We start from the raw sequence: 12,050 nt of genomic DNA, 5'->3' as shown, positions 1-12,050 counted from the left end.
GTAGAAAAATAATCTATTCCGAAATGAAAGAATCTAAAATCCGATGCTCCTTTTGCAGCCGCTCCAAAGAAGAAGTGCAGATACTGATTGCAGGCGCAGAAGGACACATCTGTGAAAACTGCGTAGCCAACGCGCAGGAGATAATTGACCAGGAGTTATTTACCCCGGGCAAGAAAGCAGCTGCGGCCGTAGCTCCAAACTTCGCCCCAAAAGTGTCTAAACCCATTGACATGAAAAAATTCCTGGACGAATACGTAATTGGCCAGGATGATGCGAAGAAAATACTGGCAGTAGCCGTATACAACCACTATAAAAGACTCAATCAGCAGATTACTGATGATGAAGTAGAGATAGAAAAATCCAACATCATCATGGTAGGAGAAACCGGTACAGGTAAAACCCTGCTGGCTAAATCCATCGCTAAACAACTAAACGTTCCCTTCGCTATTGTGGACGCTACCGTGTTTACAGAAGCCGGCTATGTGGGTGAAGACGTGGAAAGTATCCTCAGCCGCCTGTTACAGGTATGTAACTATGATGTGGAAGCTGCTGAACGCGGCATCGTTTACATTGATGAAATCGATAAAATTGCCCGTAAAAACGATAATCCTTCCATCACCCGTGATGTAAGCGGAGAAGGCGTTCAACAGGGGCTTCTGAAGTTACTGGAAGGCACCGAGGTATTGGTACCACCACAGGGTGGCCGTAAACACCCGGAACAAAAACTGATCAAACTGAACACGCAAAATATTCTCTTCATCTGCGGTGGCGCATTTGATGGCGTGGAAAGAATTATCAGCAGAAGGATACAAACACACTCTATCGGCTTTACCGTTAACAAGGAAAAAGAAGAAGAGAACAGGAAACAGATCCTGCGTTACATCAATTCACAGGACCTGAAATCCTTTGGTCTGATTCCTGAATTACTGGGCCGTTTACCCGTGGTAACCTATCTCAACTCGCTCGACAGGGATACCCTGAAACTGATTCTTACCGAGCCTAAAAATGCATTGGTAAAACAGTACAAAAAACTTTTCAAGGTAGAAAACATCGATTTACAGATAGAAGAGGAAGCGATCGATTATATCGTTGACAAGGCAATGGAATACAAACTGGGTGCGCGTGGTTTACGCTCCATCTGTGAAGTGGTGCTGAGTGATGCGATGTATGAACTGCCGTCTGCCAATGAATCACACTTCCATCTTACCAGGGAATATGCACAGGCTAAACTGGAGCAATCTACCCTCGTTAAACTGAAAGTGGCCTAACTGTTCCCGTTATCCGTGAACAGTGGCACTATCTCTAACCATAAAACTCTATTTATGCAGGAACTCATTCAGCAATTACAGGACAAAGCCGGGCTTACAGCCGAACAGGCTGCACAGTCTATTGATGTGATAAAAGAATATGTGAAAGGCAAATTACCTCCTTTTATTGCAGGTACAGTTGATAACTGGTTTGCAGGTATGTCAGGAAAAGCCGAAGAAAAAAAGGCGGGCCTGATGGATCAGGCAGGGGATTTTCTGGATAATGTGAAAGATAAAGCAGAGGATTGGGCAGAAGAAGCAAAAGAAAAAGTGTCTGACTTCTTCAGCAAAGATAAAAAGTAAGTACAGATAATAGTGAAGAAGGGCTTTCCGGGAAGTATTTCGGGAAGGCCCTTCTTCTTTTTTAGAGGCTTCTGAGATAAAGATACAAAACGGTTAATTCTTCATCCGTGTACTAAGTGGTCATATTCCATGGCATATCTTTCACGTGCAGCTGCTTTCCCTCCGGCGTTCTGCCAGCACGCAGCGTGGTTATAAATTCATTACAGTTCCATTTCCCTACATGCCCGGTGGAGGTGATATCAGCTACCGGTGTAGCGCCCCGGACCGGGTTATCGCCAACCGCTAATACCGGCTTATGGCAGCCTGTGCAGGAATCCGCAGGTATTGGCCGTATTTTTTTGTGTCAGCTTGTTCATGGAGGTGATCAATTTTTTCAGCAGGAAACATCGGGATCTCTTCCTGCACAGAGAGGATTCTCCTCAACGGCACTACTCTGGGAATGGAAGGGGTATCTATTTGGAGCTGTGCGCTACAAAACGCAGTTACAGCCGCTATATCGGGATCATCCGTCCGGGTGAACTCTTCTGAAGGCATGAGCAATAAAAGCTTATTTGTGGTATTTAAACCATGCTCCAGGGCCTTTAACCGGTCTTCATTGCGGTAACTCTCCGACAAGCCTGCTGTTTCACAGGTAATATCACCACCGGCAATATGTCCGATGGCAGGATCATCTACCCCCATTTTGCCGCGCAGGTTTGCGCTGTGGCATTCGCCGTAGCCCTTTATTCCATATAAAGGCCGGCCTTCGGCAATAGTAACCGGATCATCCGGGATGGGAATGTTTCTTACCGTAACTGAATGCTTTTTGCTGGCATGCTGATGGAAAAGAAAACTGGAAACACCGTATATCAACAATACGGTTATAGGCAGGCCCCGGCACAATGTATACCGCCCGTTTTAAGATTCCGGAGAACATAACAATATCCGAATAGTTACGGATGTAAAAGTAATAGGGATAAATATTACAGGTATCAGTAGAACTACTGAATTAAAGAAGAATCATAACGTGGATTACAGGCTTCACATTTTACTAAGCATCTTTAATACGGGATAAACCAGCCAGACCCGGTATAGAAAAGCACCCGTGTTACAGGGTGCTTTTCATTGCGTAAATGTGTTTCAAATCTTTCTTGATTTTGTGTGTTAAGGTTGATAAACGGTAAAGAGTGATGAATTAACCCAAATTTAACGTTCCTTTTGCAATATTCAATAACACTAAAGGGGTAATATTAAGTTATTTTGAAAAAATGATGAACGGCTTATAAACGGGTTTTAAATAAATTATAAAAATTCCGATATCTCAATAGGATCAGTATCAATTGCAAAATCGTTATTTTATCTGAGCGCTTCCCGTGCAATCACAATTTTCTGGATCTCTGAGGTGCCTTCCCCGATGGTACATAATTTTGCATCTCGATAAAATTTTTCTACCGGGAAGTCCTTCGTATAACCATACCCACCAAAAATCTGTACCGCATCATTGGCTACCCTTACCGCTACCTCCGATGCATAATATTTAGCCATAGCGGCCTGCATGGTCATTTTTACCTTGCGGTTCTTCATATCAGCGGCCTGCAAGGTAAGCAATTCTGCGGCGGCTATTTCGGTAGCCATATCTGCCAGTTTGAAGGAAATGCCCTGGAAGTTGGAAATGGGCTGATCGAACTGGTGCCGTTCTTTTGAGTATTTCAGCGCCGCATCCATGGCGCCCTTGGCAATACCGAGCGATAATGCTGCGATAGAGATCCTGCCCCCGTCCAATACTTTCATGGACTGGATAAAGCCATCTCCCTCCTCTCCCAGCATATTTTCCGCAGGAATGCGGCAATTGTCGAATATCATCTCGGCGGTTTCAGATGCCCGCATTCCCAGTTTATTTTCTTTTTTGCCCCCGCTGAAACCGGGCGTTCCCTTCTCTACAATAAAGGCGCTCATGCCGTGACTATCGCGCACGTCGCCGGTACGGGCTATTACCACCGCCATATCACAACTTTTGCCGTGCGTGATCCAGCATTTAGTACCATTCAGTACCCAGTCGTTTCCCTCCTTCCTGGCTACACATTTCATATTCATGGCATCTGAACCGGTATTGGGCTCTGTAAGTCCCCAGGCGCCGATCCATTCGCCGGTAGCCAGCTTTGGCAGGTAGCGTTGTTTCTGCGCTTCATTGGCAAACTGCAGGGTATGGCCGGTACATAAGGAATTATGAGCCGCCACACTTAACCCTATAGCCCCGCAAATACGTGCAATTTCACTGATCACCGTTACGTATTCCAGGTACCCAAGTCCGCTGCCACCATATTCCTGTGGTACGAGTACACCCATAAGGCCCAGTTCTCCCAGCTGTTTGAATACCTGCACGGGAAATTCCTGTTGTTCATCCCATTCCATCACGTGAGGCTGCATGTTTATTTTTCCGAAATCCCGGATCATTTGTGCAATCTGTTGTTGCATTTCCGTAGGCGCAAAATTCATAACCGTGTGGATTTATTATTTGATCTCAATGTAATGTTCAATTTTACGATAAATAATCTCATCCACCAACGGCAGGTTGCGGAGGTCGGATACCGCCCTGAAACCCGCATGGCTACTGCGATACTGCACTATCAGACGGGCCAGTTTATAGCGTATGTATGGGTGAGCTGCCAAAGATTTTTCATCTGTGAGGTTGAGGTCTAGTTTTTTTAGAGAACTGCTACCGATTTGTAAGAACGGTTGAATTTTTTGAAATGTGGAGTCGGGTAAGCCATAGCATTCCGCCACCTGCTCCACGGAATAGAAGCCTCCCAACCGGTCGCGGAAAACAATTATCCGCCTTGCAAAGCCCGGTCCGATGCCGGGCAGGGATTGCCAGGCAGTGCTGTCTGCCAGGTTAATATCAATAGGAGCAGCCGACGCTTTCTTACGATAACGGGTAAACGAAATGGTATCATTTCCGGGGTAACGGCTACTGCTATCCCGGTAGTTATTGCTGTAATACCCTGAATAACGGCGACCGCTATCTTCTCTGCCACCGCCATAGCGCCTGGCATAATAGCGATCCGGCCTGTCATATCTCCCGGAAAAACCGGTATTGTCTTTACTTTCAATGCGTACATAAGGCATCAGCTGTGTGCACAATACCGGCGGCAATCCATAAATCTTTCCAAGATCAGCTGGTTTCCTGAACCGGCCGCCACTGGCCAGGTATTTCCTTATAGTAGCGGCCGTACGTTCACTTACTCCCAGCTGCTGCCAACCGGCAACCGCCAGGGTATTCGGATCAAAATAAAACAGGCCGGCATATGCAGGCGGCAATACTACCGGTTCTTCCTCAGCAGTCCCCATTCCCGCTTCAAAGGCCAGCACCGCCGCTTTCAGATCATCACTACCGGTAGCAGGCACACGCCGCTGAAAATAAAAGACCAGGTCGGGAATATAACTGGTGATGAGCATAAGTATTGCCAATGTTATTATTCCAAATTGTTCCTTCCGTGAAAACCGCAGGTATTCGCGGGCAAATGATCTCCACATGGGTCAACAACAATTTTGTTCCCAAGCTATTCCTTTATATGCAGTAATCTGTTAACAGAAATAAAACGGCTCCTTAAATTTCAAGGCTCAGGCCATCATAAGCCAAGTGCGTGCCGGCAGGTAACTCTTTTGATACCGATTCATGTAACCCCAGCTGGTGGCTGATGTGCGTAAGGTATACTTCCGGTACATTTAATTCCTTACCTAGTGCAATGGCTTCATCGAGTGTAAAATGAGAGATGTGTTTTTCGCGGCGCAGCGCATTCAGTACAAGGGTTTTTGAGCCCCGGATCTTTTCTTTTTCCTCCGGCGCAATGTAATTGGCATCTGTAATATAGGTAAAGTCATGAACGCGGAAACCCAGTACAGGCATCTGGTGATGCATAACATGGATAGGCGTAACCGTTAGCCCGTTCACGTCAAAAGGGCCATCTGAAATAGTTTGCAGGTTAATCTCCGGGATACCGGGATATTTGAAATCAGCAAAGGCATAAGCAAATTCGCGCTTAATAACGCTCTGCGAAAACTCGGTGGCATAAATATCTATAGCGCTTTTCTGAAAATAATTAAAAGCGCGGATATCATCCATGCCTGCAATATGATCTTTATGGGAATGGGTAATGAGCACAGCTTCCAGGTGGCCTACCTTTTCACGCAGCATCTGGTAGCGGAAATCCGGGGTGGTATCCACTACAATATTCCCCGCGGGAGCGGTGATCATAATACTGCTGCGTAAGCGTTTGTCTTTTTTATCGGTCGAGGAGCAAACTTCGCAACCACAAGCTATAACCGGAACTCCCTGCGACGTGCCCGTACCTAAAAATGTAACTTTCATCCAACATCATTTGTCTTTTGGGCCTATTCCGCAGCCTGTTCGCCCGGAGCCCCGTTTTCTTCGTCCCCCGCTTCGGGAATGGGTTTACTGGACTGTATCTGTTTGTACAGCTTATGCGACTCCGCCGTGAGCATTTCTTCGTCCAGCGGCAGGGTCGATAAAATATCGATCAGCGTATTGATACGCCCCTCCAGGTTCAGGAATTTGTTGATCACTACCACCTTCTTATGTTCAAGGATGCAGTAACCGGACAGGAAACTACCTTTTTCGAAGCGCAGTACATATTTAGCCTCCTCGAAGATCTTTTCCAGTTTGGTCAGGTTATTAGGTGTGATTTTGATATTCATGTTGCAAAAATAGCAAAAAGGTGTTGTTACTTCGTTACCATCCTGGCGAAAGGTACAATCATTTCTTCCAGGGAAATACCGCCATGCTGGAAGGTATTGCGGTAGTAATTCACAAAATAATTATAGTTGTTCGGATAACAGAGATACCCGTCCCCTTTTGCAAAAATATAGGAAGAGTTTACGTTGGGCTTTGGCAATCCTGCATCACGGGGATCGCGGAAGGCCAGTACTTCTTTCGGATCATAATTCAGGTTGCGTCCGTGTTTGTAGCGCAGGTTGGTGGTGGTTTGTTTATCCCCTATCACCTTCACAGGCGTTTTTACCCTTACGCTGCCATGGTCGGTGGCAATGATGAGATTTATTTTTTTGTCGCTGATGCGTTTCAGCGCCTGGTGCAGCGGGCTGTGCTCAAACCAGCTGGCGGTAATAGAGCGGTAAGAGGCTTCATCGCCGGCCAGTTCCTTGAGTACTTCCATTTCCGTACGGGCATGGCTGAGCATATCTACGAAGTTGTACACGATCACGCTCAGCGGGTAATCCAGCATATTATGGATATTGTTGAGCATTACCTGGGCATCGGCATGATTGGTCACCTTGGTGTAGGAAAAGCGGGGATCCAGTTTGAGCTGTTTCAGCTGGGCGGCGAAAAAATGTTCTTCGTAAAGGTTTTTTCCACCTTCCTCATCATCATTCTTCCATTCCTGGGGGAATTTATGTTCAATATCCACCGGCAGCAGGCCGGCAAAAATGGCATTACGGCTGTATTGTGTGCTGGTGGGCAGGATACTGTAAAAAGATTCTTCCTCCACCAAACGGAATGATTCCTGGAAAATAGGCTGGATCGCTTTCCACTGGTCGTACCGCAGGTTATCTATCAGCAGGAATACATTGGGCACGTTGGGATCCAGGTTAGGTACTACCTTATCGCGGAACAGGGTATGCGACAATACCGGGGCTTCCTTTGCCTTCGGATGTAGCCAGTCGCTGTAGTTACGGCTGATGAATTTGGAGAATTCGTTGTTGGCCTCCGTTTTCTGGGCGTTAAACACTTCCAGCATTTCCGGGCTATTGGTTTTGGTCATTTCCATTTCCCAATACACCAGTTTCTTATAAATGTCCATCCACTCATTAAAGTCGGGGTTAGAGCTGAGAGCCATAAACAGGCTGCGGAACTCCTGCTGGTATGCGGTGGTGGTCTTTTCGGCCACCAGTCTTTTGTTATCAATTATTTTTTTGAGAGATAATAATACCTGGTTGGGATTTACCGGTTTAATAAGATAATCGGTGATCTGGGAACCGATGGCATCGTCCATTACGTTTTCCGCCTCATTTTTAGTGATCATCACTACCGGGATCTGCTGGTCAATTTCCTTGATCTTGCTAAGGGTTTCCAGGCCGGTGATACCGGGCATGGATTCATCCAGCAGCACTACATCCACCACCTGTTCTTTCAGGAATTCAAGCGCATCATGCCCGTTGGTCAGGGGGGACACCTTATAGCCTTTGCTTTCCAGGAAGATAATCTGTGATTTGAGGGACTCTATTTCATCATCTACCCATAGTATATTTATCTGACTCATAATAAGATTTAAGGTTCCGGTAAAAAAAGGAATTTACCCTTATTTTTTGGCAAATATCATTCCCCGACTATCATTTGCCGGTAATTATATGTTAAAAAGGGCTGAACACGGTAAAATGATAGCAGGAAAAAGTGAACAGCCTGATAAAGTTATTTACCTTCGCATCCATGATTTACCTGTAACCTACCAATTGTTTTATACTGTCATAGGGGTATCGTGGATGCAGCGCGTCTTTATAAGTAAAAAAATTACATATAATAAATTTCGGGTGTAGTTTTGCATACAGGCACCAGGGATTCAGGCGCGGATGCTCCGCCTGAGATCGTATAATTAAATGCAAATGACCGAACGCAAGCGAAAAATTGTTAATGATCCGGTGTATGGCTTTATTACCATAGATCACCCGTTGATTTTTAACCTCATTTCACATCCATATTACCAGCGGCTCCGCCGCATACATCAGATGGCACTGGCCCACCTGGTGTATCCTGGTGCTATGCATACGCGGTTTCATCATAGCATGGGCGCCTATCATCTTATGAGCATGGCGTTGCTGGAGCTTCGCAGCAAAGGAACAGATATTACCCCTGAAGAAGAAGTGGCGGCAAAAATGGCCATTTTACTGCATGATATCGGGCATGGGCCTTATTCCCATGCACTGGAGAATGGTATTATTGAGGGCGTGTCGCATGAAGAGATCTCCCAATGGCTGATGGAGGCATTGAACAGGGAAATGAACGGGGCGCTGTCGCTTACACTGGATATTTTTAACGGGCGTTATCATAAAAAATTCCTGCACCAGTTGGTTTCCAGCCAGCTGGATGTGGACCGGATGGATTACCTGAACCGCGACAGCTTTTATACCGGGGTGGCCGAAGGCACCATCGGGTACGACCGCATTATCAAGATGCTGATTGTACATAAGGGGGAGCTGATGGTGGAAGAAAAGGGCATTTATTCTATTGAGAAGTTTATCATTGCCCGGAGGCTGATGTACTGGCAGGTATACCTGCATAAAACAGTGCTCAGTGCCGAAAATATGCTGGTAAAGATCCTGACCAGGGCGAAAGCGCTGGCCCAGGAGGGAAAGCAACTGTTCTGCTCCCCGGCTCTGGCATATTTCCTGTATAATACCATTACAAAGAACAACTTTGAGTGCGGGCCTGAATGCCTGGAACTATTTTGCCAACTGGACGATTATGATTTAATGGGAGCTATTAAGGTATGGACAACACACGAGGACCAAGTCTTGTCACTTTTATGTAAATGGTTAATAAACAGGAACTTATTTAAGGTTGTATTAAGTAATCAGGCTTTCGACGGAAGTGCAGCACTATTATTGAAGGAACAGGTCAGACAAAAATGGGGGATTGAGGGTGCAGACCTGGATTACTTTGTTTTTACCGGTGCGGCCTCGCTGAGGGCTTACAACGTTAACGACGAGAAGATCAATATCCTATTTAAAGATGGAACTGTAAAAGACATTTCCTCCATCGACAATGCACTGATTAGCCATACACTGGCGATACCGGTAAAAAAATTCTACATTTGTCATCCAAAAATTCAGGCTAACAACGTCTTATAAGGAATAAAATGTTAAATAAATAATAAGTTCATACTATCCGGTGTAGCCTGGAAAACATTACAATTTTAAACTATGCAGTTTAGCGCATTACAATTAGCTACCATGTTAGATGGTAAGCTGGAGGGAAATCCGGACGTAAAGGTGAGCAACATCGCCAAGATTGAGGAAGCTGGCGAGGGTATGCTCAGTTTCATTGCCAATCCTAAATATGAAGAATTCATATATACCACCAATGCCTCCATTCTGATCGTGAATGAGAGCCTGGTGATTGAGCGTCCCATCAAATCGACCCTTATCCGGGTAAAGGATGCCTATAGCAGCTTTGCGCTGTTACTGGAGCAGTACAGGTACCTGACCGGCAATAAGTCGGGCATACAGCAACCCTCCTACATTCCGGCCTCTGTAAAGATGGGTGAGAATGTATTTGTAGGCGCGTTCGCATACCTTGGCGAGAACGTAGTACTGGGCAATAACGTAAAAATATATCCCGGCGTTTACCTGGGCGATAACGTGATTGTTAACAACGATTCTATCCTGTATCCAGGCGTAAAGGTATATGATAACTGCATTGTGGGCAGCCGCGTAATGCTGCACGCCGGTTGCGTGATTGGCGGCGATGGCTTTGGCTTCGCCCCCCAGCCGGACGGTTCCTATAAAAAAGTGCCCCAGATCGGCAATGTAGTGATCCACGATGATGTGGAAATTGGCGCCAATACAACCATCGACCGGGCTACCATGGGCAGTACGGTGATCCGTAAGGGCGTAAAACTGGATAACCTGATCCAGGTGGCGCATAATGTGGATATTGGCATCAATACCGTAATTGCCGCCCAAACCGGGGTTTCCGGCAGTACCAAAATTGGCCAGAACTGCGTTATTGGCGGCCAGGTGGGTATGGTAGGACATATCCATATCGCCGACAACACCAAGATCAACGCACAGAGCGGCTTATCCAAATCTATTACAGTACCTAATACCTCCCTCACCGGCTCCCCGGCGTACGATTATAAAAGTTCGCTAAAAAGTCAGGCAATTTTTAGAAATTTGCCGGACCTCGAAAAGCGCGTGAAGGAACTTGAAGAGATGGTAAAACAACTGCTGCAGGAAAGGGCGGGTGTATAAATGATTACTGATTAAATAGTTATATATTAGTTAGCTTATTATGGAAATTCAACAGTTGCAATACCAGCATACCCTGAAAGGCGAAATTACCTTATCGGGTATCGGCTTGCATACAGGCGCCCAAGTTAATATGACCCTTAAGCCGGCAACACCGGGGCACGGGATTAAGTTTCAGCGTATCGACCTGCCGGGACAGCCCATCGTGAAAGCCGATGTGGATTATGTGGTAGAAACAACCCGCAGCACTACACTTGAGCACAATGGCGCCAGGGTAAGTACTGTGGAACACATCATGGCCGCCCTGGCAGGTACTGGTGTAGACAACGTGCTGGTGGAACTGGATGCCGGAGAAATTCCAATCATGGACGGCAGCGCCTATGCCTTTATTGAAGCGATAGAGAAAATTGGTTTACAGAACCAGGACGCAAAAAAAATATACTATACTATTGATACCAACATCAGTTATTATGATGAGAAGAAAAAGGTAGAAATGGTGGCGATGCCGGCAGTGGATTACCGTATTACCTGTCTTATCGATTTCAACTCCCCGGTATTGGGCACCCAGCACGCTAAAATGAAAGGGATTGAGGAGTTCAAAACCGAAATTGCACCCTGCCGTACTTTTTGTTTCCTGCATGAGCTGGAATACCAGCTGTCGCTTAACCTGATCAAAGGCGGCGATATCAACAATGCGATTGTAGTGGTAGATAAACCGGTAACGGAAGAAGAACTGACCCGGTTGGCAAAAGTATTTAACCGGGAAACCATTTCCGTACAGAAAGAAGGTATCCTGAACAATATAGAATTACGTTTCCCGAATGAGCCGGCACGTCATAAACTGCTGGATGTGGTAGGCGACCTGGCCCTGATCGGTTACCCGATCAATGCACATATCATCGCCAACCGACCGGGCCACGCATCAAACGTGGAGTTTGCCCGTGCCATTAAAGCGTATATCAAAAAGAACAAGCATAACAAAGACGTACCTGTATACGATCCCAATCAGCCACCTGTATTTGATACCCCACGTATTGAAAGGACATTGCCGCATCGTTACCCGATGCTGCTGGTAGATAAGATCATTGAACTGGGAGAAGAGAAAGTTGTAGGTATCAAGAACGTTACCTTCAACGAACATTTCTTCCAGGGCCATTTCCCTTCCAACCCTGTAATGCCGGGCGTTCTGCAACTGGAGGCGCTGGCGCAGGTAGGCGGTATCCTGGCACTGAACCGCGTACCTGATCCTGAAAACTATGATACCTATTTCCTCAAAATAGATAACTGCAAATTCAAACAGAAAGTAGTTCCGGGTGACACCATGATCCTGAAAATGGAGTTGCTGAGCCCCATCAGAAGAGGGCTTGTGGAAATGCGGGGGACAGTATTCATCGGCAATAAAGTAGCTACTGAAGCCGACATGATAGCACAAATTATAAAAACAAGAGAAGGCAAATAATA

Annotated in this window: 11 protein-coding genes; 5 read left to right on the top strand and 6 right to left on the bottom strand. The window is 46.1% G+C overall.

Going from position 1 to position 12,050, the window contains the following annotated elements:
• Positions 1 to 23: 23 nt before the first annotated feature.
• Complete coding sequence (gene clpX, locus FN124_RS15290; RefSeq protein ID WP_142685693.1) at positions 24 to 1,268, top strand: ATP-dependent Clp protease ATP-binding subunit ClpX; 1,245 nt, start codon at positions 24 to 26, stop codon at positions 1,266 to 1,268.
• Positions 1,269 to 1,322: 54 nt separating this feature from the next.
• Entirely contained in the window at positions 1,323 to 1,610 is a 288-nt protein-coding gene (locus FN124_RS15285; RefSeq protein WP_142685692.1) for a hypothetical protein, read from the top strand.
• A 282-nt stretch (positions 1,611 to 1,892) separates the two neighbouring features.
• Here the strand turns inward: FN124_RS15285 and FN124_RS15280 are convergent, their stop codons facing one another.
• The 6 genes from FN124_RS15280 to porX all read right to left on the bottom strand — a co-directional run bounded on the left by FN124_RS15280 (position 1,893) and on the right by porX (position 7,885).
• Positions 1,893 to 2,462, bottom strand: coding sequence for a hypothetical protein (locus FN124_RS15280; RefSeq protein ID WP_142685691.1), 570 nt, complete (start codon positions 2,460 to 2,462; stop codon positions 1,893 to 1,895).
• 483 nt (positions 2,463 to 2,945) lie between these two features.
• Positions 2,946 to 4,085 (bottom strand): acyl-CoA dehydrogenase family protein, encoded by a 1,140-nt coding sequence (locus tag FN124_RS15275; protein ID WP_142685690.1) that lies wholly within the window; start codon positions 4,083 to 4,085, stop codon positions 2,946 to 2,948.
• Between the two features lie 15 nt (positions 4,086 to 4,100).
• Positions 4,101 to 5,123, bottom strand: a complete 1,023-nt coding sequence (locus FN124_RS15270) for a ComEA family DNA-binding protein (protein WP_142685689.1) — start codon at positions 5,121 to 5,123, stop codon at positions 4,101 to 4,103.
• Positions 5,124 to 5,196: 73 nt separating this feature from the next.
• On the bottom strand, positions 5,197 to 5,958 hold the full coding sequence (locus tag FN124_RS15265; RefSeq protein WP_142685688.1) for an MBL fold metallo-hydrolase: 762 nt from the start codon (positions 5,956 to 5,958) through the stop codon (positions 5,197 to 5,199).
• Between the two features lie 23 nt (positions 5,959 to 5,981).
• On the bottom strand, positions 5,982 to 6,305 hold the full coding sequence (locus FN124_RS15260; RefSeq protein WP_142685687.1) for a hypothetical protein: 324 nt from the start codon (positions 6,303 to 6,305) through the stop codon (positions 5,982 to 5,984).
• A gap of 26 nt (positions 6,306 to 6,331) precedes the next feature.
• Positions 6,332 to 7,885 (bottom strand): T9SS response regulator signal transducer PorX, encoded by a 1,554-nt coding sequence (gene porX, locus FN124_RS15255; RefSeq protein WP_142685686.1) that lies wholly within the window; start codon positions 7,883 to 7,885, stop codon positions 6,332 to 6,334.
• Positions 7,886 to 8,225: 340 nt separating this feature from the next.
• On the opposite strand from porX, the gene FN124_RS15250 reads away from it, so the two are divergent.
• The 3 genes from FN124_RS15250 to FN124_RS15240 all read left to right on the top strand — a co-directional run bounded on the left by FN124_RS15250 (position 8,226) and on the right by FN124_RS15240 (position 12,048).
• Positions 8,226 to 9,470, top strand: a complete 1,245-nt coding sequence (locus FN124_RS15250; RefSeq protein WP_142685685.1) for an HD domain-containing protein — start codon at positions 8,226 to 8,228, stop codon at positions 9,468 to 9,470.
• Between the two features lie 72 nt (positions 9,471 to 9,542).
• Complete coding sequence (gene lpxD / locus FN124_RS15245; RefSeq protein ID WP_079473567.1) at positions 9,543 to 10,592, top strand: UDP-3-O-(3-hydroxymyristoyl)glucosamine N-acyltransferase; 1,050 nt, start codon at positions 9,543 to 9,545, stop codon at positions 10,590 to 10,592.
• A gap of 40 nt (positions 10,593 to 10,632) precedes the next feature.
• The gene (locus tag FN124_RS15240; protein WP_142685684.1) at positions 10,633 to 12,048 is read left to right on the top strand and encodes a bifunctional UDP-3-O-[3-hydroxymyristoyl] N-acetylglucosamine deacetylase/3-hydroxyacyl-ACP dehydratase; all 1,416 of its coding nucleotides are present in this window, start codon (positions 10,633 to 10,635) and stop codon (positions 12,046 to 12,048) included.
• Positions 12,049 to 12,050: the final 2 nt, after the last annotated feature.

The organism is Chitinophaga polysaccharea (assembly GCF_902150045.1).
GTDB classification, from domain to species: domain Bacteria; phylum Bacteroidota; class Bacteroidia; order Chitinophagales; family Chitinophagaceae; genus Chitinophaga; species Chitinophaga polysaccharea_A.
Note: the sequence above shows the minus strand (reverse complement) of the source record. Positions and strands in the feature narration are given on the sequence as shown.

Excerpts from the sequence above, each read along its gene's own strand:
- FN124_RS15250 (WP_142685685.1), top strand. The coding sequence starts at position 8,226 with ATGACCGAACGCAAGCGAAAAATTGTTAATGATCCGGTGTATGGCTTT.
- FN124_RS15270 (WP_142685689.1), bottom strand. The coding sequence starts at position 5,123 with ATGTGGAGATCATTTGCCCGCGAATACCTGCGGTTTTCACGGAAGGAA.
- lpxD (WP_079473567.1), top strand. The coding sequence starts at position 9,543 with ATGCAGTTTAGCGCATTACAATTAGCTACCATGTTAGATGGTAAGCTG.
- porX (WP_142685686.1), bottom strand. The coding sequence starts at position 7,885 with ATGAGTCAGATAAATATACTATGGGTAGATGATGAAATAGAGTCCCTC.
- FN124_RS15240 (WP_142685684.1), top strand. The coding sequence starts at position 10,633 with ATGGAAATTCAACAGTTGCAATACCAGCATACCCTGAAAGGCGAAATT.
- FN124_RS15265 (WP_142685688.1), bottom strand. The coding sequence starts at position 5,958 with ATGAAAGTTACATTTTTAGGTACGGGCACGTCGCAGGGAGTTCCGGTT.
- FN124_RS15275 (WP_142685690.1), bottom strand. The coding sequence starts at position 4,085 with ATGAATTTTGCGCCTACGGAAATGCAACAACAGATTGCACAAATGATC.
- FN124_RS15285 (WP_142685692.1), top strand. The coding sequence starts at position 1,323 with ATGCAGGAACTCATTCAGCAATTACAGGACAAAGCCGGGCTTACAGCC.
- FN124_RS15260 (WP_142685687.1), bottom strand. The coding sequence starts at position 6,305 with ATGAATATCAAAATCACACCTAATAACCTGACCAAACTGGAAAAGATC.
- clpX (WP_142685693.1), top strand. The coding sequence starts at position 24 with ATGAAAGAATCTAAAATCCGATGCTCCTTTTGCAGCCGCTCCAAAGAA.